The organism is Psychrobacter aquaticus CMS 56, from assembly GCF_000471625.1.
Taxonomy (GTDB): Bacteria; Pseudomonadota; Gammaproteobacteria; order Pseudomonadales; family Moraxellaceae; genus Psychrobacter; species Psychrobacter aquaticus.
In genome coordinates this window covers 36,810-63,805 of the sequence record NZ_AUSW01000034.1, presented here as the reverse complement: position 1 = coordinate 63,805, position 26,996 = coordinate 36,810, and the positions used below count along the sequence as shown (strand labels likewise).

The window sequence follows — 26,996 nt, the reverse complement described above, 5'->3', positions numbered from 1 at the left end:
ATAAAAAGAGATATTAGGGGTATTAGGCATGATCAAAGCGATCCGCATTCATCACTTTGCTCCAAGCATTAACGAAATCATGAACGAATTTTTCTAAATTGTCGTTTTGTGCATATAGCTCAGCGTAAGCACGCAATATAGAGTTAGAACCGAACACCAAGTCTACACGGCTGGCTTGCCATTTGGTGTTTCCGGTACTGCGCTCACGTACTTCATAAGTGTTTGCGTTACTGCCTGTGTCGTTTGTTTTTACTGGATGCCACGTGTAATTCATGTCCGTTAGATTAACGAAAAAGTCATTGGTAAGGATGCCAGCACGCTCAGTAAAGACACCATGTTGGCTCTGACCATGATTGGTATCTAGGACGCGCATACCACCGATTAGTACCACCATCTCAGGCGCGGTCAATCCCATCAATTGCGTGCGATCAAGTAGCATCTCTTCGGGGGAGACGGCGTAGTCTTCTTTGACCCAGTTGCGATAACCGTCGTGTAAAGGCTCCAAATCGCCAAAAGACTCTGTATCGGTCATTGCTGCTTCAGCATCACCGCGGCCAGCTCTAAATGGTACAGTGATGTCTACGCCAGCATCGATTGCTGCTTGCTCAATGGCGGTATTACCAGCCAACACAATGAGATCTGCCAAGCTAATGTCTTTGTCAAATGCAGTTTGAATGCCTGTCAATGTCTCAAGTACACGTTGCAGCTGTTCTGGCTCATTACCTGCCCAGTCTTTTTGCGGTGCAAGACGAATGCGTCCACCATTAGCGCCACCACGATAGTCTGAAGCACGGAAAGTACGTGCGCTATCCCATGCAGTGATGATCCATTCACGGCGGCTAATGTCGCTGTCTAATACTTTCGATTTTAGCCTCGCAATATCATCAGCCGTCAGATCAGCATTGCCTGTAGGAATAGGATCTTGCCATATAAAGTCTTCGCTTGGTACGTCTGCCCCTAAGTAGCGAGATTTCGGGCCCAGATCGCGGTGCGTCAGCTTGAACCAAGCCTTAGCAAATACTTCATCAAAATACGCTGGCTCTTGATGAAATTTCTCTGAAATCTCACGATAGATAGGGTCTTTAATCAAGGCCATATCCGCATCGGTCATGATTGGGTTGCGGCGTACATTTGGATCGTGTGCATCTAATGGACGATCTTCTTCTTTGATATCGGTCGGTTCCCACTGCCAAGCACCTGCTGGACTCTTAGCCAATGCCCAGTTGTGCCCTAAGAGTAGCTCAAAATAGCCGTGATCCCATTGAGTGGGATTGGTTGTCCATGCGCCTTCAATGCCGCTCGAAACGGTATCACCTGCGTTGCCACGACCTTTAGGATTACGCCAGCCTAAACCTTGCTCATGCACATCGGCGGCTTCTGGCTCATCTTCTAATATAGTTGCATCGCCATTGCCATGACACTTACCCACGGTATGTCCACCTGCTGTTAATGCTACGGTTTCTTCATCATTCATGGACATACGGGCAAAGGTAGTACGCATATCTTGGGCAGTTTTTAGCGGATCAGGGTTGCCATCGACACCTTCAGGATTGACATAAATCAAGCCCATTTGCACCGCTGCCAGTGGGTTTTCGAGTGACGTGCGGTCTTCATCATTTTCATAGCGGTTTTCGGTGGGGGCAAGCCATTCACGCTCAGAGCCCCAGTAGATGTCTTTTTCTGGGTGCCAAATATCAGCGCGACCACCCGCAAACCCTAAAGTTTTAAAGCCCATTGACTCATAGGCCATATTACCTGCCAAAATCATCAAGTCAGCCCACGACAATTTGTTGCCGTATTTTTTCTTGATAGGCCATAATAAACGGCGTGCTTTGTCAAGGTTGACATTGTCTGGCCAGCTATTTAGTGGCGCAAAGCGTTGATTGCCCGTATTAGAGCCACCGCGTCCGTCAGCATTACGATAAGTACCAGCCGAATGCCATGCCATGCGGATCATCAAACCGCCATAATGACCCCAATCTGCTGGCCACCACACTTGTGACTCAGTCATAAAGTCTTTTAGGTCTTGTTTAACAGCTTCTAGATCGAGCTGCTTAAAGGCTTCAGAATAATCAAAGTCTGCACCCATCGGGTTCGTTTTTTGGTCTTGCTGATGCAAGATATCTAAATTTAAGCTGTTTGGCCACCAATCGGTGGCGGCAGATGCAGTGGTGGTATGTGCTTGATGCATAACAGGACAGCCACCCATACTAGGGCGCTGCGGTGCGTGCGTTTGATCAACGTTTTCACTATGAATCGTCGGTCCTTTATCGTCACCTTGATCGTAGGTTGTGTTGGTCGGCGCATCATTATTGTTATTACTGTCGTGATTTACTGGGCAACGTCCCGCATCTGGCGTCGCGTCTTTGTCAGCTGGGGTGGGGGTTGAGTCGGACATAATATAACTCCTAGGCTGTGGTAATAGGGATAATAAATAGTCAATCGTGGTAACCATTGCTTACATACACAGCATAACTAAGTGCTATGAATTCATAAAACTAATATATAAGGATTATAAGTTTTAAATTACCAATCATAAAGATGTGAGGGGTTGCCTTATCCAGCGTATTATTGATGCCATTCTTCACTCTCGATAATGATAATGAAACTCGCACGACTTTTGTGTCTACCTACATATTACAATATTACACGGAAATAAATGAATTACCATATACCTTTAATGAGAGTAATAAAGAAAGAAAAGAGCAAGAAAAATAAGGGTCAATTTAACTTCGATGAAACACTAGTCTACGCTGCGTTACATGGCAAAAAATAAGCCCTCTCTGAGATTTACAATCAAGCAGTTAATGCAAAAATATCTAGTCAAGGTAGACGTTCTCAAGTACCATAATTGAATTTTGTTGTAACGGTCGTATTTGTGCAACGTTAAGCAATTTTTATCGATCCCTTTTATCGACAGTTGATCTGAATGATTGATAAAAATTGTGCGCAGTTGTGTTCTTTGTCTCAAGTGTTGGTGAGTTATTATGTCTGCTGTCAAATCTGTGCCACCCAATCAACCCGTTGCCAAAAAATCGTGGGGAGATGCGGCAAAAGCCTATCTCGATCGGCGTGCTATTATCATGTTGTTTTTGGGTTTTGTTGCTGGCATTCCAATTCTGCTTATTTTTTCGAGTCTCTCATTATGGCTACGTGAAGCAGGCATTGATCGCAGCGTGGTGACCATGTTCAGCTGGGCGGCTTTGGGCTACTCGTTTAAGTTTATTTGGGCGCCTTTAGTCGATGCTGTACCGTTGCCCATATTGACCAAACTATTGGGTCGTCGTCGCAGCTGGATATTGGTCGCTCAGTTATTGATTATTCTCGCCATCTGTCTGATGGCTAGTGTCAATCCAATCGATGAAAGCAGTCTGGTTTGGATGGCAGTTGGCGCTGTACTGCTTGGTTTTTCTTCTGCCACCCAAGACATCGTCATCGATGCATATCGTATTGAGCTGGCACCGCCAAGTCTGCAATCGGTACTATCAGCGATGTATACGGCTGGCTATCGTTTGGGTATGATTGTTGCGGGCGCGGGTGCACTGTATTTGGCTGACTATTTTGGCTCTACAGAAACGCTTTATAGCTATGAAGCATGGCGCAATACCTACTGGATCATGGCAGGGGTTATGGGTATTGGTGTGGTGACTACTCTAGTTATTCATGAGCCAGTGAGTGAACAGGTACGTGTGCCACGACAAACATCAGATTATACGCGTTTGGTCTTGGTATTTGCCTTGTCAGTGGTTGGTTTTGTCATGGTATTTGCCAATGTTGGTGCCATACTGCCTGAAACTGAGAGCGCGCTATGGGGCTTCTTGATTGAAATTGTACATTTGGCGTTGAGTTTGATTACAGCGTTAGTCATTGGTTATGCGCTAGTAAAAGTCGGATTGGTCAAAGAAGAGGTAGCAAAGGCGACTTGGGTTGAGCCTATTGCAGATTTTTTCCGCCGTTATGGCAAAAAAGCGCTGTTATTACTGGCGTTGATTGGTCTTTACCGTATCTCTGATATCGTCGCTGGCGTGATTTCTAACGTCTTTTATCTCGATATGGGCTTTACCAAAACCGATATTGCCAATGCTGTGAAATTGGTTGGGGTCATTATGGTGATTGCCGGTGGGTTTTTGGGCGGTCTGATGGCACAAAAGCTGCGTATGATGCAGGCGATGATGGTTGGTGCGATTTTGGCCTGTGTGACCAACTTATTGTTTGTGCTATTGACCTATCATCAAGGCAGCTTGCCAGTGATGTACGTAGCTGTGATTTTTGATAATCTAGCCGCAGGTCTGGCCAGTGCGGTGTTTATCGCTTTCTTATCAGCACTGACTTCTATTCGTTTTACGGCGGTACAATACGCCATATTTTCTTCACTTATGACCTTATTGCCCAAGGTTTTGGGCGGCTATTCGGGCACCATTGTTGATAATATGGGCTATCCGTTTTTCTTTATCTTCACCTTTGCTATTGGTATTCCAATTTTAGTGCTGATTTATTTGGTGGATAAACATATCGTCATTGGTGATAACGATGATATCTACGGTGACAGTGATGACAAGTTAACCAAAGCTAATCCAAATCTGACGGATACCAAAGAACCACCGCGAGCGTCAGAGTAAATTAATCGGTATTTTTTTATGTATTCCAAATTCCAAATATTCTAAAAGCAAGAGCAAAAGCAAGTTATGACAGCATTGACCATTCGGCAAATAAAGCAGCAAATTCAGCAGATGACGAGCAGTGATACAGCTATGCTACCGTCATTTTGGCTAACAGATTGGTTGTTGTATGTTATTGATAAGCCAGCGCTATTTTTGATTACTGATGAAAGCTATGAGCTGACGGACAGTGAGCTGGCGCAATTCAATGCAGGTGTGAGTCAGATGCAGCAGGGTACGCCGTTGGCCTATTTAACAGGTCAGCAAGCATTTTGGTCGCTTAGCTTTACGGTCAATGAGCATACTCTGATTCCGAGACCTGATACTGAGGTGCTGATTGAGCAAGTATTAAATTGGATAAATACCCAGTCAACCCACGCCAGTACTAAGCGCTTATTGGATTTGGGCACAGGCTCAGGTTGTATTGCCATCAGTCTGGCGCATGAATTAAAACATGAGTTGAAACATGACAATTGGCAAGTGGTCGCTGTCGATTTATCGCTAGAAGCGCTCACAATCGCTCGGCATAATGCTGTTATGAATGATGTCGCTCATATTGAATTTATACAAAGCAGCTGGTATGACAAGCTCTCTACTCATGAGCCACAGTCATTTGATGTGATTGTCTCCAATCCTCCCTATATAGATGAAGCAGACGAACATCTAGCACGGCTAGTCGCTGAACCTATTAGTGCATTGAGTGCGCCCAATCAAGGTTTGGCTGATATCGAGCATATCGTTCGGCAGGCTGCGCCTTATCTGAGCGCGGGAGGACTGCTAGCGATTGAGCATGGTTTTGATCAAGGCGCTGCTGTCCGTCAACTTTTTGCAGACAATGGCTTTGAATCCGTAACGACAGTGCAAGATTATGGTGGTAATGATCGTGTGACGCTTGGTCAAAGGCAATAGCAAGATATATAGGCAAACTTTCTGTTTATAGGCAAGCTCTCTAGCAGTCAGATTTTGCAACAATGAGCTTTTTAATCATAGGTTTTGAATGAATATGGCGCAATCGTCGGATACAGAGCAACTATTAGACAGTGAGCTGCTGTGTTATGCGCGGCAAATATTACTTGATGGCTGGGATATGGATGCTCAGTTAAGACTCAAGTCGTCTCGTGTGGTCATCATTGGCGCAGGCGGCCTTGGATGTCCAGCATCTGAGACCTTAGTACGTGCAGGACTTGGGCAAGTTCATTTGCTTGATGATGATGTGATTGAGGCGAGCAACTTACAGCGGCAAACGCTGTTTTTGCCTGAAGATATTGGCAAACCTAAAGCCTTGACAGCTGCGACCATATTAGAGCGTATTAATCCCTTGATAGCAGCGCGCGGTACGGTGGCACGATTGAGTGAAGACAACGCTTATGAGTTGCTCGATATCGCTTCTGGTAAGCCAAACTTGATATTAGATTGTACGGACAATTTTGCCACGCGTGACGTTATTAATCGCATTAGTGTGCGCTATCAGATTCCATTATTGTCGGCATCGGCAATTGCGATGCAAGGTCAATTAGCATTGTTTGAACCCCATCTAAATACGGGATGTTATCACTGTGTGTTTGGCTCAGTAGTCATTGACGAAGCAGCAGATGAGCGCACTTGTGCCAATTCAGGTGTGCTTGCCAGCACTACCGCAGTCATGGGTAATCTACAAGCCAATGCCGCTTTGCAGTATTTGGGATTAACCAAAAATCCACTGACAAACAAGCTGCTATTATGGGATGGTAAGCAGATGCAGCAACGGCTAATGGGCTATCGCAAAGATCCCCAGTGTCCTGTCTGTAATGGTCATTGATCTTTATTAGTCCCTGACTGTTTAACGCATTTTTAGCTATTCCCAACCTTCCTTTTTATTACCATAGTTGTTTTTTATGAAGATTCATCGTCCGCATTTATTAAAGCATACATTTAATGTTGTCAATCGTGTTCGCCAAACGGCTAGCGTTGCTGGTCTCTCGGCACTAAGAGTCGCAAGAGGTGAAAAGCCTGATGCGATACTGCTCAAAGAGACTTTTGAGCAATTAGGGACGACTTATATCAAAATTGGTCAGTTTATAGCCAGTACGCCGTCACTGTTTCCGCGTGATTATGTTACCGCATTCCAGAGCTGTTTGGATCAAACCACACCATTATCTTACGCTTATATTGAGCAAGTATTAACAGAAGAGTTGGCGATTGATGGCATGACGCTTGATGATGTGTTTGCGCATATCGACTCAAAACCGCTAGCATCGGCCTCTATCGCCCAAGTTCATGCGGCACGTCTACACAACGGTGATGAGATTGTGCTAAAAGTGCAGAAGCCTGGTGTCGAGACCATCATGCAGACGGATTTGGGCGTATTGCATGGCGTCACTAAATTGCTTGAGCTGTTGATGCCATCGATGAAGTTTGCCAGTATTGCACCGATTATTGATGAGATTCGTCTGCGTATGCTTGCGGAAACGGACTTTATCGCTGAGGCACAAAATATTCGTGATTTTCAGCAGTTTTTGGCCGTATCAGGCAACACTCGTGTGGTGGCACCAGAAGTATATGAGGCGCTAACGACGAAGCGGGTTTTAACGATGAGTCGCTTATACGGTGTCTCTATGGTAGATGAGTCGTCGATGCGTCAGTACTGTGCTGATCCGGCTCAAGTCATGGCCGATACTCTGAATACATGGTTTGCCAGTCTCATGCTGTGCAATAGTTTTCACGCCGATTTGCACGCTGGTAATTTAATGCTGCTCACCGATGGCCGTATTGGTTTTTTAGACTTTGGTATTGTCGGTAAATTAAAAGCAGAAAGCTGGCGCGCGTGTATGGGTATGATGCAAGCGATGCAAGATAATGACTATCAAGCGATGGCGCGTCACATGGTTGATATGGAAATGACCCATGGTGGAAATCATGTCGATGTGGTGGCGTTGGGAAATGATTTGCAGCGTATGATGAAGACCATCATGGCAGAAGACAAAGCCTTTACCAGCGGTGTGCCTTTTAATAGCAAAGAGCAAGCCGATGAGCTTAATACCATGATGCTCGAAATTGTCGATGTTGGTAAGCGTCATGGTATTCATTTTCCACGTGATTTTGCTTTATTGACCAAGCAGATGTTATATTTTGATCGGTTCATGCGTACGCTTGCACCTGATATGGATATGTTCAGCGATCAGCGCGTTCAAATGCTCGGACAAACAGAGGCTGAGACGAATACAGCGCGAACGTTGCATGTTTCCTAATTTTTAATAATGTTTTAAATGATCTACTTGTTATTGCTTTCGACTGTTTTAACACAAAGGATTGTGTGCTAGGGGGTGTCAGCAATGTGCTAATTGATGGCACCCCCTAACTGCCACAAAATGGCTCTGTCATGATGACTGCTTTCAAAAGCCGTGCGCTTCCTACTATTACCAACGAAGTTGCGATTGCTTGTATAGGTCTTTACTGCATGGCAGTGGTCATGGGCTATGGGCGCTTTTTGTTTACCGCTACCTTGCCTGACATTATGGTGCAACTGTCGCTTTCGACGACGATTGCAGGCTGGCTCGCTTCGATCAACTATATTGGTTATTTTATCGGCGCACTCATTGCTATGTTCGTGCCTCAGCGCTCGACATGGCAAGCAATGATGCTGTGGACGATAGTGAGTGTCGTAACAACGATGCTGCTGGTTGTGCCCGATATGTCATTAAATGTGTGGTATGTTATTCGTCTGCTGGCAGGTATTGCAAGCGGGGTGGCGATGATTTTAAGTTCATCCTTTGTCATTCAAAGCTTAAGTCCTGCTCGCCGATCTGTGCTCTCAGCAGTACACTATGCCGGTATCGGTGTTGGGATCAGTGCCTCTGCTATCTTGACTTGGTGGCTGCTGGTATTAGGCTATCATTTCGATGTTATCTGGCTGGTGGCAGGGCTAAGTAGTCTACCGCTTTTATGGTTACTCTGGGCTATAAAGCCAAAAGATCCTTATCTTGCTGATTCAAATCATCCCAGCCCGCGCCTATCAATATATCAAACCTATCTGAGCTTTAAACAGGCCTTATATGAAGCCATAGCGGGTCATTATAAAGCCATTGCTTTGTTGTCAGCGAGTTATGTGCTGGCAGGTTTTGGTTATATTACGTCGGCGACTTTTTTGCCAGTCATGGCAGCCCAGCGGCTCACGATGCAGACTTATGCTGGGTTAATAATTTGGTTGGTTGTTGGTATTTTTGCGACGCTCTCTAATCCTTTGTGGGGCGCTCTTGCCAAACGAATTGGTGAAATAAAAACCTTAATGGGCTTGACCGTATTACAAGCATTGGGGATGTGCTTGCCTATATGGTTCGATGGTGCTGTAGGCCTATACGGCAATGCCGCCATATTAGGACTGACTTTCGTTGGTATGGTATCAATGACTCTGACCTTGATCAAAAATATCAATCCCGCTTACTCGAACTTGCTGATGGGACTTGCCACATTGGCCTATGCGTTAGGGCAGTTTTTGGGGCCATTGGTAACAGTGGCATTAGCAGGGGAGGACGGCAATTTTAATGCAGGGCTATTGGTTGCTGCTATTGGATTAATTATTGGTTTAATATTACTGTTACTATTTCGGCGACAATCAACGACAACTGCTTAACCTGCCTAAATCACACTACGACTGAACACTTCTCGCAACTCAAAGCTGGTATGTACTTGCGCGACGCCTTCGATACGATTTAGTCTGTGTAATAAAAACTCCTCATAATGCGCCATATCGCGCACCCGCACTTTAATGAGATAGTCTTCTGTGCGACCAGTGACAATACTACAGCTCACGACTTCATCAAAGCTTTGAACCTTTGTTTCAAATTGTTCAAAACGCTCGGCAGTGTGACGATCCATACTAATAGCAATAAATACTGCCAATGGGTAGCCCAGTTTTTGTGCATCCGTTTTGGTATGGTAGCCGGTGATAATGCCTGCATCTTCTAAACGCTTAATGCGGCGCGCGCAAGGAGTGGCTGACAGATTAACGCGTTCGGCAAGCTCGGTAATACTCATACGCGCCTGCGTTTGTAATAAACGTAATAACTGTCTATCGGTCTCATCTATATCGGCTAAAGATGCGCTATCAAAATGACCGCTGGACATGATTTGTTATCTTATTGGTGAATTCATCTAATTATAGTTGTTTATGCAAGTTTTTTCACTAAAATAATGTTAAATTTAATGGAATAAAGCTGATTTCTCTACTATAAACTTTGCTATTATAATGGTATAAACATGGGTTATCTCGTATGATAAATAGATGATCTAATCGCCCGCCACCAGCTAAAAATATAAATTCTCATATCATCTAAGGATTGATTATGTCTGACCAAGCCACAAGCCCTGTAGCCGCAACGACGGCAAAGATGACACCAAAAAGTGCCGCTTTTGATTTCCGTAAGTATCGCCCATTTGCATTTGCGCCATCGCTGCCAGATCGCACTTGGCCGAGCAAAACGATTGAGAAGTCGCCAATATGGGCAAGTGTGGATCTGCGTGATGGCAATCAGGCGCTGATTGATCCGATGACTATTGAACAAAAGATGCGTTTTTTTAACACTTTGGTAGACGTAGGTTTTAAAGAGATTGAAATTGGCTTTCCATCAGCAGCACAAGTTGAATTTGACTTTGCTCGTAAACTTATTGAAGAAAACCATGTGCCTGATGATGTAACTTTGCAAGTTTTGGTACAAGCTCGTGAGCATTTGATCGCCCGTACCTTTGAGTCATTAAAAGGCGTAAAACGTGCGGTTGTCCATGTCTATAATTCAACCAGCCGTGTACAACGTGAAAAGGTCTATGCGAAAGACAAAGCTGAAATTAAAGAAATCGCAATCACTGGTGCCAAGCTGTTACAGCAGTATGCAGCAAAATACCCTGAGACCGATTGGGTGTTTCAATATTCGCCCGAAAGCTTTAGCCAAACAGAAACGGATTATGCCGTAGAAGTCTGTGATGCAGTTTGTGAGGTATGGCAACCGCAGCAGGGGCAAGAGGTGATTCTGAACTTACCAGCGACTGTTGAAGCCTCTATGCCCAATGTGTTTGCTGATCAGGTTGAGTATTTCTGCCGCAATCTTGCCCACCGTGAGCATGTGATTATCAGCTTACATACACATAATGACCGCGGCTGTGCCGTGGCTGCCGCTGAACTTGGTGTGCTTGCTGGTGCTGATCGTATCGAAGGTACGTTATTGGGTAATGGTGAACGTACGGGCAACATGGATATTATGGTCATGGCCATGAATCTGTTTAGTCAAGGTATCGATCCTGAACTTGATTTTAGTAACATGAGCGAAATTGTACAGGTGGTGAGTGAATGCAATAATCTACCTTTGCATCCGCGTCATCCTTATGTGGGCGAGTTGGTCTTTACCGCCTTTAGTGGCTCGCATCAAGATGCCATCAAAAAATCGCTCGACTATAATGAGAAGCATCAAGACGAGACTGACAATGTGTGGGATGTGGCATATCTACCAATTGATCCGGCGCACATTGGTCGTAGCTATCAAGATGTGGTACGGATCAATAGCCAATCCGGTAAAGGTGGCGTCGCTTATATTTTGCAGCGCAATTATGGTTTTAACTTACCGCGCTGGATGCAGATCGACTTTAGCGGTGTGGTACAGAAGCAAGCGGAAACGGCTGCACGTGAATTGCAGAATGATGAAATTTTACAGACCTTTGAGACTACCTATCTACAGCAAGGCAAGTTTGAGCTATTAGATTATAGTGTCAATAATAAAGGCGGTGACGTCTATTTTAATGGGCAGGTGCAAATGCATGGTGACATCATCGATATTGATGGTACGGGCAATGGGCCGTTATCATCGTTTATCGATGGTCTTGCGCAGCATACCGGTAAGTCATTACACGTTATTAACTATGCTGAGCATGCGATTAATCCGCATCATAACAGCGGTAACGGTATCGATGATGATACCAATAATGATAACAAAACCAATGCTAACGCAGCGGCTTACATTCAGTTGAATATTGATGGTGAGGTCTACTCAGGTATTGGTACTTGTAGCAGCACCGTATCAGCGATGCTAAAAGGCGCGCTATCAGCTTTTGCTCAGGCAGTCGGCAAAACCGCCGCTTAAATTTAGAACACGCCCTAATGTAATTTGTTCTAGCAGCGCTGTACGCATTTTATAGTGTATTGACTATAGTGTGAATAGCGTTTATTTATAACGCCATCGCTTCTTGCTTTTAGTAAGCAAAGCGATGGCGTTATTTCTTGAGTAAAGAAAAACTCATTTGAGGCTGCAAAAAATTTATCCCAGTCCTGCTGTATCGTTATAAAGCCCATAATCTACCATGTGGTTTTTTATAGCATCACGACCAATAGCATAATGTTACTTGTGTTTTTAGTGTCTAAGACTTACGCTAATGTATATAACGCATATCATTATAAATAAAAGGTTAATTATGGAACCTATATCATTTGCTTCATTTTCATTGGCAGCGCTTTTGGCTTCATTGCCAGCGAATGGTGAAGTCATTAGTAAGCCAACTATTACCACCCATATTAGTCCCGCTATTGCTGGTCAATGGGAGATAGAGTTAGATAGTGGTATAACGATGACAAAAGAAGCGGCCGCTGCACAAGCCACATTAAAAGATGGCCCACAGATAAAGGTTGACGAGCCGAAAGTGACTGTTGGCACAGAGGGCGGTGTCCTTACTCAAACTGAAAAGCGCGTTCTTAATATTAATATTCAGCCAAATACCAATAAGCAATTAATGGCATCTACGAAACCATCTAACCAGTGCCGTGAATTATATAATTTTAGTGCCGACAATGAGATGTGGGCGGTCAGTGGCAAAGAATGGACGTACGGTCGCTACTTAATCACGCACCGTGAAGAAGGACTGCCTATTATCGCTCTCAAGACGATTTATGACAATAATGAAGTAGATTGCTCAGGTAACCAGATTGACCAAACTGATGAAGCGTTGATTGCGTTTTTAAGCCATGATAATAACCAAATGCAGTGGTGTGCTGATCCTGATGGAAAAGAATGCTTCATGACTTTTAATAGAGTTTTACCTTAAGATATTGTGTTAACCAAATTATAGTCGACTCTAAATAAAGTAGATACATTATATTCCGACGCTGAACTGGAATAAGTTTTTCTTGCTTGCTGTGCCTGCGCAGACAGAGGCTGCAAAAAATTCATTCCAGTCGCGTTGACTTATTTTTATACTGAACTCACTATACCTTGGTCGTTTAAAATTTAATAAACTCCCATAAAAAAACCGCCATCTGATAGCGGTTCTTTTATGGGAGTTGCTTTATTCTTAAGAGGGTTTTTTAGCTTTATTTGCAGTCAAAAGCTCTCTTTCCAAATAATGAATATTTTGGGCTTCATTGACAAAGTTGTCATCCGCCAAAATCACATCACGATGCAGAGGTATGTTGGTTTTGATACCTTCAATCACCAATTCATCAAGCGCATGCAATGTTTTAGAGATTGCTTGCTGACGAGTTTGCCCATGACAGATCAGCTTACCGATCAATGAATCGTAATATGTCGGTATCTCATAGCCAGGGTACAAATGTGAGTCAAAGCGAACGCCTGCGCCACTTGGAGCAAAGAGTTGGCTGACGGTACCAGGACACGGCATAAAAGTCGCGGGATCTTCGGCATTGATACGACATTCAATCGCATGACCTTGAATCTCAATCTCGCTTTGACGATAAGACAAGCCATAGCCAGCAGCGATTTTAAGTTGTTCAACGACCACATCAATACCGGTAATCATTTCAGTGACGGGATGTTCTACCTGTACACGAGTGTTCATTTCAATAAAGAAAAACTCGTTGTTTTCAAATAAGAATTCGAAAGTACCTGCACCGCGATATTTTACAAGCTCGCACGCTTTCACGCACGCTCTTAAGATAGGTTCACGCACATCATCAGGAATGTCAGGCGCAGGGGCTTCTTCTAGCACCTTTTGGTGACGACGCTGCAGCGAGCAATCACGGTCGTATAAATGAATGGCATTGCCATTACCGTCACCAAGCACTTGTACTTCTACGTGACGCGGGTTTTGTAGATAGCGTTCCATATAGACAGTATCATCACCGAACCACAGTTCAGCTTCTTGCTTGGCTGCTTGTACTTGTCCGATAACTTCTTCGAAGCGCTCGACCACGCGCATACCGCGGCCACCGCCACCAGAAGCTGCTTTAATCAACAGTGGAAAACCGATATTACGTGCTTGGTCTTCGGCATTATGTAATGTTACTGCACCCACCGAGCCTGGCACGGTCGGTACACCAGCTTTTTTCATCGCATTAATGGCTGAGACTTTATTGCCCATTAAGCGAATGTGGTCAGCGTTAGGGCCAACGAAAGTCAAACCGGCTTCTTCTACTCGTTCAGCAAATTCAGCATTCTCTGACAAAAAACCATAGCCGGGATGAATGGCATCAGCACCAGTGATTTCAGCAGCGGTTAAAATAGTATTGATATCAAGATAGCTTTGATTGGCATTGGGTTTGCCAATACAGATTGCCTCATCAACAAAGCGCAAATGCATTAAGTTTGCATCCGCCGTAGAATAGACGCCTACGGTTTCTATACCAAGGGCTTTGCAGGCGCGAACGATACGTAAAGCAATCTCGCCTCTATTGGCGATGAGCAATTTTTTTATCATGGGGTCATCCTTGTCGAAGCGGCAGTCATCGACTGAGTCCTGATAGATAGCATTGCAAGATTAAACGTTACAGGGCATAAATATCAAAAGACATCAGTCATAATGAAGTAGGGTGTGGCAAATATCGTTACGCTTTGTAGCGTATGACAGGTTGGCCAAACTGTACAACTTCAGAATTATCTACCAAGATTTCGTCAACGATGCCACTTTGAGTCGCCTCAAGGGGATTCATGATTTTCATGGCTTCAATGATGCCTAACGTATCACCCGCTTGAACTTTTTGTCCAACCTTTACAAATGGTGGGTCGTTAGGAGTTGGCGCTGAGTAGAAGACACCAACCATTGGAGATGTCTCAACACTACCAGCTTTTACCGCTGGTGTTGCATCAGCAGCAATGGGAGCCGCGCCTACAGAAGGAGCAGCCATCATCGTTGGGGCTGGGGCATCATAGTGACGAGTTAAACTGATATGTTCATCATCCGAGCTGATTTCTAAATTAACCAGTTCACTTTCTTCCATGAGTGCGATCAGGGTGCGTATTTTTTCAATATCCATAGTTTTAATTTTGCCTTGTACCAAATTCGAGAAATAGTGTAACTAAATATTGTGTAGATAATTGCTAATGATACCTATATTCATGGCAATGAGCAATCGATGTACAGTTGTTAACTGAATTTTTTTACATATTATGACGTAAGCTATCTTGCGAGTAGGAAATGCTAAATGATTTATCATAGTCTATGTGACCGTCTAGTGCCAGTAAATATCATCAGATATGGCGTTTAGATAAAGCCATATTAGCCCCACATCGCCAGTAAGCGCTTCTGTTGATAGCGTAGTCGCAATGTCAGAAGGATAGAAGACAAAAATAGCCCTGTGATTAATGCCATCCAAAACCCTTGTGCACCGACGTCGGTAAAGCGCACTAAATAAATACCCAGTGGTAAAGCTACCAGCCAATAACAGAAGAATGTGACCCACATCGGTACGGCAGTATCTTGCATACCACGTAATATACCCGCTACATTCACTTGCCAGCCATCAAACAGCTGATAAGCAAGTGCAAATATCAGTAGATGCATCGACTGAGCGATAACGGCTGGATTATCAGTGAATGCGGCTGCTAGTTCGGGTCTGAAGAGCCATATGCCAAGCATACAGATGATGGCAATCAATACAGTCCAGATTAAACCAGTGGCTTGTACTTGACGCAGCGCCATAAGGTTCTTTTCGCCAAAGCGATTGGATATCATGATTGTCAGCGCCATAGCGACCGATATGGGTATCATGAACAGCTGTGAGGTTACTGCTAATGCGACCTGATGCGACGCGGTTGCCAATTCACCCAATGGACTGATAACCAGCGCCCCTAAGCTAAATAGACTGGCCTCAAAAAAGATAGATATGCCAATAGGAATACCAAGCTTAAGAAGTTTTTTGATCTGTGCACGATTTGGGCGGGCAAAAGCATAAAAAAAGCGCGTGCGAGCAAATTGTTGGCGCTTAGTGAAGCTGGTATAAGCGGCCAATAATAGCACGTTTATCCATAACACCAAGGCGGTTGCAACACCGCAGCCTGCGCCGCCCATCTCCGGCATACCGAATAGACCGTGTATAAAGATATAATTGAGAGGGATGTCGGCAATTAAGCCAATAATACTAATAACTGTCACGGGCTCCGGTCGCCCAAGTGCTTCACAATAACTGCGTAGCACGGCATAGACAGCCAGAGCTGGGAAGCCAAATGATACACCATACAAATACTGCGTGGCTATTGGTTGGATGTTTTCAGGCACACCCATTAAACCAAGTACATTTGGGGCTAAATTAACCACAACAAAACCAATAATACCAAGCACGCCTGCCGTCCATAAAGACTGCTGCGTGATATGCGGCACTTTGTCATGTTGGTCTTGACCGATAGCCTCACCAATGAGCGGTGTGGTTGCAATCAAAATCCCTGTGGCTAATAAAAATAGGGGAAGCCAAATACCGGAGCCGACCGCCACGGCAGCCAAGTCAAGCGCGGAAACTTGACCTGCCATGATGGCATCGACAACCCCTAGTGCTGCTTGGCAAAATTGAGTGATTAAAATAGGAAGCGCGAGCACGCCTAAGCGAAAACTGTAACTTTTGAAATCTCTAAAAGATAATGGAAAAACCATAATGAGCAACTTTTTATTCTTTGCAGTAATTATTACTGATGAGCAAATACTGCCATCAGTAAGTTAATAGCGAGACGATAAGAGAGAAGTAGTGCCGATGATCATACTCTGATAAAGAATATGGGCAAGCCTATATAGACAGAGTATAAAAAATAAAAGGCACAAAAATGAAAATAACCCGTCAATCCAAGCGGAGGATTGACAGGTCATAAGTAAATAAGATGGTAAAGAAGCTAGGTCATGATGTCAACGCTTTACACACGTTTAATACCGTTAAACCCCTTCATTTATTAAGAGGGTCGTAAGTCATATTGCCGTGGTCTGAATCATTACTATTATAGCCTTTCCTCGTTTGGCAACAGATCAAGTATCTCTGCCATATCTATGATAGCGTGCCAATGTTTGGGTTCAAGTGGAATAACAGTGAGCTGCTCACAGCCTTTTTTAAGTAACAGTGAGTCTTCAAGAGCTGGCAGAAACTTAAGTTCTGATAAAGGTAAAACATGGTTAAAGGCTTGCTCAAAAGTCACGTCTACCATATACCATCGCGGTTCACCTTCAGTTGCGAGTGGATCATAATGACGATGTTCAGGGTGAAACTGACTAGGGTCAGGGTAGCTAGCCTTGCTGACAGTCATGATGCCAGCAACACCAGAGGGCTTGGCGCTAGAGTGGTAAAAGAAAACCTTATCCCCAACCTGCATATTATCGCGCATAAAATTGCGGGCACGGTAATTGCGAACACCATCCCAATTTTCCGTTCCCAAACGCTCTAAATCTTTAATACTAAAAAATTTGGGGTTAGATTTTATCAACCAGTAAGCCATATATTTTTACCCTTGTGTTATTCGCTGTTATAGTTGAAATACTTTAAAGTTGCACCAGCAGATGTGTTGTATCGATATGACTTTTCATCAACGATATAATAAATGTATATTCAATACGCTGCTGATATATTGCCTGTAAGCCATCAGCTTTAACATCCATTTTTGTAAATGGATTTATTGGTAATTTTATCGCCGCTATGCTTTTCTTTATGCCGTCTAGCCGTTATCCTAGCGCTACTTTCTGCTATGCCAGCAGTTATCCACTGATAGAAAATTCGTTTATGCCAAATACTAAAGATGTTAACTTTTCAAAAACACCGAGCGCCTTTACTCATTCTGCTGAGAGTGTGATGGCGGTGAGAGATATTCCACTGGCGCTCTACATTCATATCCCATGGTGTGTAAAAAAGTGTCCGTATTGCGACTTTAATTCGCATGAGCTACCGATAGATATGCAGGTGTCTATGTATGATGAGTACGTAGACGCGCTATTGTTAGATGCCACTATGCAGCAGTCATTCACTCAAGGGCGTGAGATTGGTTCAATATTTATAGGCGGGGGTACGCCATCATTGCTGCCCATTGTCCAGTATCAGCGTCTATTTTCTGGTTTGCGCCATATTTTTAGGTTCGCTGATGACATCGAAGTGACGATGGAGGCCAATCCTGGCACGCTAGAGCACGCACCTTTTGCGCAATATTTGGACGTGGGTATCAATCGTTTGTCAATTGGCGTACAAAGCTTTGCCGCCGATAAGTTAACAACGCTCGGCCGCATACACAATCCTGCTCAGGCAATATCGGCGATTTATGCCGCTCGTGCGGCTGGCTTTGAGCGAATCAATGTGGATTTGATGCATGGCTTACCGCAGCAAACCATGAGCGAGGCGCTGGATGACATTCAAATGGCGCATGATGCTGGCGCGACGCATATTTCTTGGTATCAGCTGACGATTGAGCCCAATACCGTGTTTTACCGTAGCCAGCCTATTTTGCCAGATGAGGACAGTTTGGCGAATATTGAGCAAGCAGGTCAGGCGCTATTGCAGCAATTGGGTTATCACAATTACGAAGTCTCCGCTTGGGTAGGTGCAGCAGATAAGCCTTGCCGCCACAATGTCAATTATTGGCAGTTTGGTGATTATTTAGCGATTGGCGCTGGTGCGCATGGCAAAGTCACAATTGGCAATCAGCTATCGAAAGCAGATGAAAAGATATGGAAACCATTAGAAGATGGTGAAGTACTAGAAAATGAATATTTAACAGAGGCAGGTATTTATCGCTTTAGTAAGTCACGTTTGCCTAAAGATTATATGTCTAAAGATTCTATGTCTAAAAATGACATATCTTCAGATTGTTTGCCTAAAAACGGTCAGGATTGTCAAGATGCTGAGCATGTTGACATTCACCAAAATGCACCAAAAATGGTTGGTTGGCAAAAGGTGGCAAGTGATGAGCTGGTTAGTGAGTTTATGCTCAATGCTTTACGTTTGCATGGCGGGGTTGATTGGTCATTGTTTGAAGCAAGAACGGGACTGAGTTATGGCGACATTGCGGTACAAGTAGATAAATTGGTAGCACAAAGATTGCTGATATACAGTGCTGAGCGGCTACAGCCAACGGCGCTGGGACAACGTTATCTTAATCAGATATTGCGAGCGTTTTTGTAGTTGAGAAATATCTTCTTTTTAGTGAACCAAAAAAGGGCTTATCAAATAATGATAAGCCCTTTAAACTACCTAAGAAATTGATACTTAGATTTTGTTTTGAACTTCTTGTGCTGTGCCAGTTACTGCATCACCAGCGCCAGATACGTCTTGGCCTAAACCTTTAAAAGTATTGCAACCAGTTAGAACAAACATAGCAGTTAAAGATGCGATGATTACTTTTTTCATAATAGTATCCTCAAAAATAAATAGGTGGTTATAAATAATAACAGTGATGCCAAGCGATAAGCTCAAGCTTCACTGAAGGTATTGGATAAAATAATAAGGTATACATATTATCTTGCTATCCGTTACCGACATCATAGTGAAAGTTAAAAACGCTGCACAGTATCAAAGTGTAATTATGAGCGTTAAACTGTAACTTTTCATTACAAATAATTCATAAATCTACATATAGCCAGTCCCAATTATTTAAGGAATCAGTATGACCATTCATATCGTGTTGGTAGCCCCAAAAATGCCCAGTAATACCGGTAATATCATCCGCTTATGTGCCAACACAGGCGCGCAGCTGCATTTAATCAGACCTTTAGGGTTTGAGCTGGATGACAAAAAGTTACGCCGAGCAGGCTTGGATTATCACGAATATGCCCATTTACAAGTACATGATGATTGGACAGCGGCAAGACAGGCGTTACAAGCCGCTGATTGCCATGTTATTACCGCGCTGACGACTAAGCTTAGTAAGCCCTTTTATGATTATGATTTTAGCGATCAGCAAGACGTTGAAACGACAGGCGACACTTTGATGCCTAATATTGCGCTGGTTTTTGGTTCTGAAACCGCAGGGTTGGCCGATGACATACGCGAAGATATTGGTGCGGATAATTGGTTGAGACTGCCAATGCTGGCTGATTCACGCAGTTTAAATTTGTCCAATAGCGTGGCAATCTGCCTATATGAGATATGGCGTCAGCAAGGTTTTATGGGTGATGAAGGACGCAGTATTGGTTATGAGACATTGACGGTCTATGACCCAAAATAATTGTTCATAGACTTTCTGGCTGTATGCTAAATGTCAAAAGCCTGAATAAAAATAGCAGTCAATAGCATCCTATAAACAATTGGGCGGCTTTGGTAGACCAGCCAAGCGATTCACATGACGGGCGACCAAACCCGTATTAAATAATTGCTGCAACTTTTGATTGCTAATATCATGCTCAGGTAAGGTTTTTTGCAACCATTTTATCAGTGGCCGCGTCGCTGGCGCGTGATTAAACTTAGTAAAAAATGCTCGTACTTGTTGCAAAATTTGTAGGTGCTCAGTATCTAAATTTACGTCTAAAGTATTGGCCAGTTGCTGAGCGATATCAGGTGTCCAAACAGTGTAATCACAGAGATGGCCGTCTCGATCCAATTCAATAGTCACTGCTGGTATAAAATTGGTAGTTACATTGTTTTTACTCACATTGTCGTTACTCATAAGGCAATCGTCACTACTTTATCAAATTGATTGTCTTGAGTCAGATGGACCCATTCTACGTCTGTCAAAACGCCACCTAATTTAGCGTTGAGATTTAGCTTGGCACTGGTGTTGGGTGTTAACTGCGCTACATCATCAGCTAGAGCATAGATACCTGCAATATCTTGAATCTCACTATCAGCGATGTAGGCATTGAACCAGTCAATAAAAGCGGCCGTTGTACCAAGTAAGACAATACTATCACCTGCACGCCACGTGCGCGACATCTCTTCGATACTGCGTTTGAGCGTATCCATCGTACTATGTAATTGATATAACGTTGCCATAACAGTGTCCAATTGCGGTAATTATTCTAGTTTTAAGCGTTTAAGCGAATATGTGTCTGTTTAATAATTTGTTTGATAGCTTATTTAATAAAGAGCATAGACTGTTAAAATCGTAGTATTTGCTCAAAGTCCTGTGAGCTCACAACTTCTGGTATCAACGTTAGTTGTGAAGCCAAATCAGTTGGCACCATACCTGTGACCCAGCCACTAAAGACATCGTTAGGCAGCCAAGCAGCTGGCATGTCGTATAGCTCAAGTGATTGAATCATGCCGTGCAAACGTGACTCAGATTGCATCAATAAGCCAAAGACTGGTGCGTCTAGATACAGCTGTACTTCATGACCAAAGGTCGCCAGCGTCAGCGCAAGCGCACAGCCTTCATAGCTAGCCATCTCAGTTGGCGTATGCAGCTGAATTAATAATTTCATGGTTGATTCCTAATCGGATTGGTCATTGACTGGCATTTATCCAATCTGCTACTTATCGAAGTTATATTTTATCAAAACTGCATTAAACGACTATTGTCTTGCATCATCATCGCAAGCTCGCTCAGTCCAACCAAGGTAAAACCTGTAGCAAGGTTACTTCCATCAAGCTGATGGCGTGTGCTATTGTCAGTATCGCTGACACCGCGACTGAGGGCGGTGCTGACGCAGACGGGCAGCGGTAACTTATACTGCTCAGCAAGACTTTGCCATTCTTTGGTTATGTTAACTTGATCGGCAGATTGCCAGCGTAAGCGATTGGCGATATGAGCCGCATCGCCATAAAAAAATACATTTAATGGGGCATTGTTGCTCTCGCCCTCAGTGGTGGCGCTTTGGAGGTATGCGCGAGTATAACGTAGCGCCAAATGCGCAAGCGGGTGACTGGGATCAGCAGTTATCAGAAGTAGTGGCGTGATGGTTGTCATAGGAATTCTTATCATTGATTCATACTAAAGTCGTTTATGCTACCATAAAGCCACTCAAAGCAACTAGATGCACTGTTATTAAACGTGGTTTTATACTGAATACCTTAATATTAACTGCTGTTGTGAAATCTGGTGACTGCCTCGTAAGAAAAAACAATAAACTTATGCGCTAGCTTCACGTAGTCTTATTATTCTATGCAAGGAGTTTATATCCCTATGTTACCTGCTATGCCTTCAAGTATGAACCATGGTACAGATGATCAGCCGACAGCCGAGCAGTTGCAAGTATTGCAAACGGCAAGCGAATTTGCGTATCAGATTTGGGAGAGCCGGACGGTTTCTTGTCAGACGTTTTTACGTAGTTATCCACTGGATCAGACCTTAACGCGTCAGCAAATCGATGATCTGATTCAAGACTATACGTTAGACGAAAACTACCAACTTGCTGATGAGCCTAAGGTGATGAGCGGTCTGCGACATCTACGTACCTTATTGATGATGCGCTGGATTTGGCAAGATGCTTTACAGATGATAGCGCTTGAACAGTTGACTGATGAGCTGTCTGAGTTTGCTGATGGCTGCCTCTCATTTGCCAAAGATTATACGTATCAGCATTTGATTAAAAAATACGGTGAACCGACCTTTATTAATGATCAAGGTAACGTGCAAATTGATGATATGGCGATTATGGCCATGGGGAAGCTTGGTGCGCAAGAGCTGAATCTATCGAGCGATATTGATCTCATCCTTGTCCATCAGGCACGTGGCGAAACCAATGGAGATAAAACCAAAGGTACCCGCAGCATAGACAATAAGCGCTTTATGACCCGACTTGGTCAGGGCGTGATTAAGTTATTGGATAATAAAACTGCCGATGGCTTTGTCTTTCGAGTGGATATGCGTCTGCGTCCGTGGGGCGACGGCAGCGATTTGGCCATTCATCTGTCAGCGCTCCAAAAGTATTTTTCGTTGCATGGCCGCGCATGGGAGCGTTTTGCTTGGTTAAAAGCACGAGTCGTGGGACAAATAGAGCAGCCGTTTTATGATGCACTGCAAGCACTCATTAAGCCATTTGTCTTTCGTTATTATGTGGATTACAGTGCCTTTTCAGCACTTAGAGAAATGAAGTCTCTCATCCAAAACCAAGTGGCTCAGCGTGAAGACTTGGACAATATCAAACTTGGGGCAGGCGGTATTAGAGATATTGAGTTTATCGTCCAAGCCTTTCAGTTGATCTATGGTGGACGACACCCACAGTTACAGGTCAAATCTTGTTTGCAAGCGATGCAGGTATTGCGCGAACTTGGGTACTTGGAGTTGTCAACTTATGAGCAATTACAAGCGGCCTATCGATTTTTACGTCGGCTGGAGCATGGCATTCAGGCCATCAACGACCAGCAAACTCAGCGCTTACCTCATGATCCAAGCTGGCAGCATAATCTAGCCATCACACTTGGATTTGACGACTGGAAAGCCCTGCTAAACACGCTCAATCATCATCGAAACACTGTCAATGTACCGTTCGGGCGGATGGTCACCGAGCGCCAAGTGCCAGATCAGGAAGACACCAATCTTGAGCCAGAACATCTGGACGAGCAGATTGCGCGGTTAAATAAAGTGCTCGTAGAAGAAAATCGTGAGTTATTACAAAATTTTTGGCAGTCAAAAATGGTTGCCAACCTAAGTGAGGAAGCCCGCGAGCGCCTGGATGACGCGTATCCTGTCATTGTGCATGCATTACTGGCGCATCAAGACCAGCAGCAACTGGCCAATACGGCTTTGCCACGTCTCATTGCATTACTGGAAGCTATCTGTCGCCGCTCGATATATTTGGTCATGATTGCAGAAAACCCCAATGCCATGATTGAGCTGATTCCGATGCTATCAGCCAGTCCGTGGATTGCAAAAGAGCTGGCACAGTATCCTGTGCTACTAGATACTTTTTTACAGCAGCGCTACCGTCATTTGCCTGACAAGCTTGAACTACATGACATCTTGCGCCAACAGTTACTGCGTGTCGAGCCTGATGACGAAGAGGAGTTGCTCAGCGTACTGAGACTGTTTAAAAAGAATCAAGTATTGGCTGTTGCTGCCAGTGATGTCTTGGCTGAACGCCCCATTATGAAGGTGTCTGACTCCTTAACTTATATTGCGGCAGTGGTATTAGAGGCCGCATTGGAGCGCGCTTTTGCAGAGATTGTCAAACGCTATGGCTATCCCATCGGTCAAGATGGCGATCCGGTTACGGAGGCTGATTGCGGTTTTGCGATCATCGGTTATGGCAAACTTGGCGGGCTAGAATTGTCCTATTCTTCAGACTTGGATTTGGTGTTTTTGCATAAGATAAAAGAGCAAGGCATGACCACCGGTGAAAAATCGGTGAGTGGTATGAAGTTTGCTGCGCGCTTGGTACAAAAGCTAATGAATTACCTCAATACCCAAACCCGAGATGGCCGTGTTTATGAGATTGATATGCGCCTACGCCCCTCAGGTAATGCTGGGATGATGGTCGTGTCGTGTCATGCTTTTGAGACTTATCAGTTTGATAAAGCGTGGTCTTGGGAGCATCAGGCGTTGGTTCGAGCACGAGCGATTTGTGGAGACAGACGAGTGACTGCGCGTTTTTGTGATATTCGCCGAGAGGTGTTGGCGCTGCCGCGTACAATCGAGCAGGTCCGCAGTGAAGTCACCAGCATGCGTATAAAAATGCAAAAACATCTGGGTACCAATCAATGGCAACAACAAGCGGGTAAATTTCATCTCAAACAAGATGCAGGCGGCATCGTCGATATTGAGTTTTTGGCGCAATTTGCCGTGTTGGCATATTCGCACGAGTATCCAAGTTTGACCAAATGGAGCGACAATGTGCGTATTTTTGAAGAGGTCGCTTTATTGGGCATTTGGGAGGCGCAAGTCTGTCAAGCGTTGACTGACGCCTATCTAAGAATACGTGCGGCCACCCATCAGTTGGCATTATCAGAGCAGTCATTACTGGTTGATGAGTCACTCTGGAAAGAAACGCGAGCGTTAGTGCAAGCTCAGTGGCGACATTTAATGGGTGTGGATTTAGCAGAAAATGAGTAATATTTTATTATAAATAAAAGCACTCTAAGCAAAAATCGAAATATTTTATTTACCTGTACAGCCAGTGATATAATCGGCCACACCTCATAATATTACTGTGGCCTGTGAGTAATAATGACGTTATATTTTTAATAAAAAAATGACGCGGCGATGTTATCATACGATGTTGATACATACTATCAAAAACAACCTACCTAAAAAAGTTAGACGTCAGCGCTAACATAAGGATTATAAAATGAACATGGCAACACAAGATGGCAAGCTTTGGATGAATGGCACGATGATTGAACAGCCAGATGCCAAGGTACACGTACTGACACATAGCCTGCATTATGGCATGGCGGTGTTTGAAGGAGTACGTGCTTATCAAACCGCTGATAAGCGCACGGCAATTTTTCGCCTAAAAGAGCATACTGAGCGCTTATTGGGTTCTGCAAAAATCTTTCAAATGGACGTACCTTTTGATGCTGCCACGCTTGAGCAGGCGCACAAGGATGTGGTCAAACAAAACAACTTGGCAGAAGCCTATATTCGTCCACTGATTTGGGTAGGCGCCGAGAAACTTGGCTTATCTTCGCGTGATAACAGTATCAATGCCATGGTTGCCGCTTGGCATTGGGGCGCTTATCTTGGTGAAGAAGGTATTAAAAACGGTATCCGCGTAAAAACATCTTCATTTACACATCACATGACCAATGTCACTATGTGCAAGGCAAAAGCCTCAAGCAACTATCCTGTGTCTATCATGGCCAACCAAGAAGTCACTCGCAATGGTTATGATGAAGCCATCTTGATGGATCCACAAGGCTACGTCTGCCAAGGCGCAGGCGAAAATTTATTCTTAGTAAAAGACGGTGTACTACACACACCTGACTTAGCAGGCGGCGCACTTGACGGTATCACTCGTCGCACTATTATCCAATTTGCTGCTGATTTAGATATTAAAGTGGTTGAACGCCGTATCACTCGTGATGAGTTTTACTTGGCAGATGAAATCTTTATGACGGGTACTGCTGCTGAAGTCACACCTATTCGTGAATATGATGACCGTATTATCGGTAACGGTGGCCGCGGTGAGCTGACAGAAAAGTTACAAACCTTGTATTTCGACGTTGTTCATGGTCGCAATGAGCAGTATATGGACTGGTTAAGCTTCATTGATTAAAAATAACATTATTTACACCTATCAAAAAAGCTGAGCGTAATCGTTCAGCTTTTTTATGCTAATATATTTGTCATATTTATTCATGCGATTAAAGTGAGCAGCCGATGCCAATAGATTCTAGTGCAGCAGATAATAAAAATATCAAACAAATCATTTGTATCAAATGGGGTACAAAGTATGGGGCTGATTATGCCAATAAATTATATGGCATGGTATCTCGTAATATCACACCACCATTTCGCTTTGTCTGTTTTACAGATGACACCACAGGTGTAAGGCCAGAAATAGAATGCCAAGAGTTGCCGCCATTAGATGTCACCATGCCTACGAATACGTTAGGGAAGTGGCCAAAATCGCGTTTGTGGGGAGAGAGGTTGGGGGACTTGACTGGCACAGTATTGTTTGTGGATTTGGATGTGATTATAGTAGACAGCCTTGACCCTTTCTTTGAGTATGGCAAGCCAGATGATGTTGTTTTATCTTATAACCCAAGTAATCCCTTGGAGCGTTTAGGTCAGACCTCTTGCTTTAGGTTTCAGGTAGGTGCGCTTGTCTCGTTACAAGAAAAATTTAAAGCTAATCCACAAGGTATCGCTGATAAATATCGTTTTGAGCAACGATTTGTAACTCGTAATGCACCTGGTGGCGTAAAGCTATTTCCAAAAGCATGGGTCGCTCACTTTAGACGTAAGTGCCGTCAACCATTCCCACTTAACTATATTAAAGAACCAAAAATTCCTAAAGGAGCTCGTATTGTTATATTTCCCGGCGATTTATACCCTACACATGCTATTGAAGGTAGATACAACAAAAACGCTGCTAACAATGCCAAAGATCATTTAAAGAGAATCACTGAACCAAAAAACTTAAAACGTCCTCTACGTCATTTGCGTCATTTTATTTTGCCAGTAGGATGGATTGAAAAGTACTGGAAAGAGTAAGTTCAATATTAAATAATGGTTTCAATGTGAGTGTTATTGATTAGCTTATAGCATCAAGATAAGTCATTATTGCTATAAGCTCCATGAGTATAAGGCT

Annotated in this window: 23 protein-coding genes; 12 read left to right on the top strand and 11 right to left on the bottom strand. The window is 43.9% G+C overall.

The features are described 5' to 3' along the window. Positions 1-22: 22 nt before the first annotated feature. Positions 23-2,209, bottom strand: a complete 2,187-nt coding sequence (gene katG / locus M917_RS09870) for a catalase/peroxidase HPI (RefSeq protein ID WP_040642692.1) — start codon at positions 2,207-2,209, stop codon at positions 23-25. A gap of 778 nt (positions 2,210-2,987) precedes the next feature. On the opposite strand from katG, the gene M917_RS09865 reads away from it, so the two are divergent. The 5 genes from M917_RS09865 to M917_RS09845 all read left to right on the top strand — a co-directional run bounded on the left by M917_RS09865 (position 2,988) and on the right by M917_RS09845 (position 9,267). Continuing rightward, entirely contained in the window at positions 2,988-4,619 is a 1,632-nt protein-coding gene (locus M917_RS09865; RefSeq protein ID WP_021814684.1) for an AmpG family muropeptide MFS transporter, read from the top strand. 66 nt (positions 4,620-4,685) lie between these two features. Further along, positions 4,686-5,567, top strand: coding sequence for a peptide chain release factor N(5)-glutamine methyltransferase (gene prmC / locus M917_RS09860; RefSeq protein ID WP_021814683.1), 882 nt, complete (start codon positions 4,686-4,688; stop codon positions 5,565-5,567). Positions 5,568-5,661: 94 nt separating this feature from the next. Next, positions 5,662-6,456 (top strand): HesA/MoeB/ThiF family protein, encoded by a 795-nt coding sequence (locus tag M917_RS09855; RefSeq protein ID WP_040642690.1) that lies wholly within the window; start codon positions 5,662-5,664, stop codon positions 6,454-6,456. Between the two features lie 76 nt (positions 6,457-6,532). After that, on the top strand, positions 6,533-7,885 hold the full coding sequence (locus M917_RS09850; RefSeq protein ID WP_021814681.1) for an ABC1 kinase family protein: 1,353 nt from the start codon (positions 6,533-6,535) through the stop codon (positions 7,883-7,885). A gap of 131 nt (positions 7,886-8,016) precedes the next feature. Beyond that, positions 8,017-9,267, top strand: a complete 1,251-nt coding sequence (locus M917_RS09845; RefSeq protein ID WP_021814680.1) for a YbfB/YjiJ family MFS transporter — start codon at positions 8,017-8,019, stop codon at positions 9,265-9,267. Between the two features lie 5 nt (positions 9,268-9,272). Here M917_RS09845 and M917_RS09840 read toward each other — a convergent pair whose 3' ends face one another. Beyond that, entirely contained in the window at positions 9,273-9,761 is a 489-nt protein-coding gene (locus tag M917_RS09840; protein WP_021814679.1) for an Lrp/AsnC family transcriptional regulator, read from the bottom strand. Between the two features lie 218 nt (positions 9,762-9,979). Between M917_RS09840 and leuA the strand changes: the two genes are divergently transcribed. After that, the gene (leuA, locus tag M917_RS09835) at positions 9,980-11,764 is read left to right on the top strand and encodes a 2-isopropylmalate synthase (protein ID WP_021814678.1); all 1,785 of its coding nucleotides are present in this window, start codon (positions 9,980-9,982) and stop codon (positions 11,762-11,764) included. A 328-nt stretch (positions 11,765-12,092) separates the two neighbouring features. Then, positions 12,093-12,719 (top strand): hypothetical protein, encoded by a 627-nt coding sequence (locus M917_RS09830; RefSeq protein ID WP_021814677.1) that lies wholly within the window; start codon positions 12,093-12,095, stop codon positions 12,717-12,719. Between the two features lie 246 nt (positions 12,720-12,965). On the opposite strand, the gene accC is transcribed toward M917_RS09830, so the two are convergent. The 4 genes from accC to M917_RS09810 all read right to left on the bottom strand — a co-directional run bounded on the left by accC (position 12,966) and on the right by M917_RS09810 (position 17,320). Then, on the bottom strand, positions 12,966-14,327 hold the full coding sequence (gene accC / locus M917_RS09825; protein WP_021814676.1) for an acetyl-CoA carboxylase biotin carboxylase subunit: 1,362 nt from the start codon (positions 14,325-14,327) through the stop codon (positions 12,966-12,968). 127 nt (positions 14,328-14,454) lie between these two features. Continuing rightward, complete coding sequence (gene accB, locus M917_RS09820) at positions 14,455-14,883, bottom strand: acetyl-CoA carboxylase biotin carboxyl carrier protein (RefSeq protein WP_021814675.1); 429 nt, start codon at positions 14,881-14,883, stop codon at positions 14,455-14,457. A gap of 242 nt (positions 14,884-15,125) precedes the next feature. After that, positions 15,126-16,493 carry an MATE family efflux transporter gene (locus M917_RS09815; RefSeq protein ID WP_021814674.1) on the bottom strand — a complete coding sequence of 456 codons (1,368 nt, stop codon included), beginning with the start codon at positions 16,491-16,493 and terminating at the stop codon, positions 15,126-15,128. Positions 16,494-16,828: 335 nt separating this feature from the next. Further along, positions 16,829-17,320, bottom strand: a complete 492-nt coding sequence (locus tag M917_RS09810; protein ID WP_021814673.1) for an EVE domain-containing protein — start codon at positions 17,318-17,320, stop codon at positions 16,829-16,831. Between the two features lie 350 nt (positions 17,321-17,670). Between M917_RS09810 and hemW the strand changes: the two genes are divergently transcribed. Next, positions 17,671-18,990, top strand: a complete 1,320-nt coding sequence (gene hemW, locus M917_RS09805) for a radical SAM family heme chaperone HemW (RefSeq protein ID WP_040642688.1) — start codon at positions 17,671-17,673, stop codon at positions 18,988-18,990. A gap of 84 nt (positions 18,991-19,074) precedes the next feature. Here the strand turns inward: hemW and M917_RS09800 are convergent, their stop codons facing one another. Continuing rightward, the gene (locus tag M917_RS09800) at positions 19,075-19,215 is read right to left on the bottom strand and encodes an entericidin A/B family lipoprotein (RefSeq protein WP_021814670.1); all 141 of its coding nucleotides are present in this window, start codon (positions 19,213-19,215) and stop codon (positions 19,075-19,077) included. 256 nt (positions 19,216-19,471) lie between these two features. Here M917_RS09800 and M917_RS09795 point away from each other — a divergent pair, with 256 nt between their 5' ends. Then, a complete protein-coding gene (locus M917_RS09795; protein WP_021814669.1) occupies positions 19,472-20,032 on the top strand; it encodes a tRNA (cytidine(34)-2'-O)-methyltransferase in 561 nt (186 codons plus the stop codon). A gap of 69 nt (positions 20,033-20,101) precedes the next feature. Here M917_RS09795 and M917_RS09790 read toward each other — a convergent pair whose 3' ends face one another. The 4 genes from M917_RS09790 to tusD all read right to left on the bottom strand — a co-directional run bounded on the left by M917_RS09790 (position 20,102) and on the right by tusD (position 21,709). After that, a complete protein-coding gene (locus tag M917_RS09790; RefSeq protein WP_040642686.1) occupies positions 20,102-20,416 on the bottom strand; it encodes a TusE/DsrC/DsvC family sulfur relay protein in 315 nt (104 codons plus the stop codon). Between the two features lie 50 nt (positions 20,417-20,466). Then, complete coding sequence (locus tag M917_RS09785) at positions 20,467-20,796, bottom strand: hypothetical protein (protein ID WP_021814667.1); 330 nt, start codon at positions 20,794-20,796, stop codon at positions 20,467-20,469. Between the two features lie 104 nt (positions 20,797-20,900). Continuing rightward, positions 20,901-21,224, bottom strand: a complete 324-nt coding sequence (locus M917_RS09780) for a hypothetical protein (RefSeq protein WP_021814666.1) — start codon at positions 21,222-21,224, stop codon at positions 20,901-20,903. 71 nt (positions 21,225-21,295) lie between these two features. Further along, on the bottom strand, positions 21,296-21,709 hold the full coding sequence (gene tusD / locus M917_RS09775) for a sulfurtransferase complex subunit TusD (protein ID WP_021814665.1): 414 nt from the start codon (positions 21,707-21,709) through the stop codon (positions 21,296-21,298). A gap of 216 nt (positions 21,710-21,925) precedes the next feature. Between tusD and glnE the strand changes: the two genes are divergently transcribed. The 3 genes from glnE (at position 21,926) to M917_RS09760 (ending at position 26,899) form a co-directional block, all read left to right on the top strand. Continuing rightward, complete coding sequence (gene glnE, locus M917_RS09770) at positions 21,926-24,793, top strand: bifunctional [glutamate--ammonia ligase]-adenylyl-L-tyrosine phosphorylase/[glutamate--ammonia-ligase] adenylyltransferase (RefSeq protein ID WP_021814664.1); 2,868 nt, start codon at positions 21,926-21,928, stop codon at positions 24,791-24,793. A 235-nt stretch (positions 24,794-25,028) separates the two neighbouring features. After that, on the top strand, positions 25,029-25,958 hold the full coding sequence (locus M917_RS09765; RefSeq protein ID WP_021814663.1) for a branched-chain amino acid transaminase: 930 nt from the start codon (positions 25,029-25,031) through the stop codon (positions 25,956-25,958). Positions 25,959-26,062: 104 nt separating this feature from the next. Beyond that, on the top strand, positions 26,063-26,899 hold the full coding sequence (locus tag M917_RS09760) for a hypothetical protein (protein ID WP_021814662.1): 837 nt from the start codon (positions 26,063-26,065) through the stop codon (positions 26,897-26,899). The last annotated feature ends 97 nt before the right edge of the window (positions 26,900-26,996 follow it).

Excerpts from the sequence above, each read along its gene's own strand:
- katG (WP_040642692.1), bottom strand. The coding sequence starts at position 2,209 with ATGGGTGGCTGTCCTGTTATGCATCAAGCACATACCACCACTGCATCT.
- M917_RS09800 (WP_021814670.1), bottom strand. The coding sequence starts at position 19,215 with ATGAAAAAAGTAATCATCGCATCTTTAACTGCTATGTTTGTTCTAACT.
- accC (WP_021814676.1), bottom strand. The coding sequence starts at position 14,327 with ATGATAAAAAAATTGCTCATCGCCAATAGAGGCGAGATTGCTTTACGT.
- M917_RS09830 (WP_021814677.1), top strand. The coding sequence starts at position 12,093 with ATGGAACCTATATCATTTGCTTCATTTTCATTGGCAGCGCTTTTGGCT.
- M917_RS09840 (WP_021814679.1), bottom strand. The coding sequence starts at position 9,761 with ATGTCCAGCGGTCATTTTGATAGCGCATCTTTAGCCGATATAGATGAG.
- glnE (WP_021814664.1), top strand. The coding sequence starts at position 21,926 with ATGTTACCTGCTATGCCTTCAAGTATGAACCATGGTACAGATGATCAG.
- hemW (WP_040642688.1), top strand. The coding sequence starts at position 17,671 with ATGGCGGTGAGAGATATTCCACTGGCGCTCTACATTCATATCCCATGG.
- M917_RS09785 (WP_021814667.1), bottom strand. The coding sequence starts at position 20,796 with ATGGCAACGTTATATCAATTACATAGTACGATGGATACGCTCAAACGC.
- M917_RS09815 (WP_021814674.1), bottom strand. The coding sequence starts at position 16,493 with ATGGTTTTTCCATTATCTTTTAGAGATTTCAAAAGTTACAGTTTTCGC.
- M917_RS09865 (WP_021814684.1), top strand. The coding sequence starts at position 2,988 with ATGTCTGCTGTCAAATCTGTGCCACCCAATCAACCCGTTGCCAAAAAA.
- accB (WP_021814675.1), bottom strand. The coding sequence starts at position 14,883 with ATGGATATTGAAAAAATACGCACCCTGATCGCACTCATGGAAGAAAGT.
- M917_RS09855 (WP_040642690.1), top strand. The coding sequence starts at position 5,662 with ATGGCGCAATCGTCGGATACAGAGCAACTATTAGACAGTGAGCTGCTG.
- prmC (WP_021814683.1), top strand. The coding sequence starts at position 4,686 with ATGACAGCATTGACCATTCGGCAAATAAAGCAGCAAATTCAGCAGATG.
- M917_RS09765 (WP_021814663.1), top strand. The coding sequence starts at position 25,029 with ATGAACATGGCAACACAAGATGGCAAGCTTTGGATGAATGGCACGATG.
- tusD (WP_021814665.1), bottom strand. The coding sequence starts at position 21,709 with ATGACAACCATCACGCCACTACTTCTGATAACTGCTGATCCCAGTCAC.
- M917_RS09760 (WP_021814662.1), top strand. The coding sequence starts at position 26,063 with ATGCCAATAGATTCTAGTGCAGCAGATAATAAAAATATCAAACAAATC.
- M917_RS09850 (WP_021814681.1), top strand. The coding sequence starts at position 6,533 with ATGAAGATTCATCGTCCGCATTTATTAAAGCATACATTTAATGTTGTC.
- leuA (WP_021814678.1), top strand. The coding sequence starts at position 9,980 with ATGTCTGACCAAGCCACAAGCCCTGTAGCCGCAACGACGGCAAAGATG.
- M917_RS09810 (WP_021814673.1), bottom strand. The coding sequence starts at position 17,320 with ATGGCTTACTGGTTGATAAAATCTAACCCCAAATTTTTTAGTATTAAA.
- M917_RS09845 (WP_021814680.1), top strand. The coding sequence starts at position 8,017 with ATGATGACTGCTTTCAAAAGCCGTGCGCTTCCTACTATTACCAACGAA.
- M917_RS09780 (WP_021814666.1), bottom strand. The coding sequence starts at position 21,224 with ATGAAATTATTAATTCAGCTGCATACGCCAACTGAGATGGCTAGCTAT.
- M917_RS09795 (WP_021814669.1), top strand. The coding sequence starts at position 19,472 with ATGACCATTCATATCGTGTTGGTAGCCCCAAAAATGCCCAGTAATACC.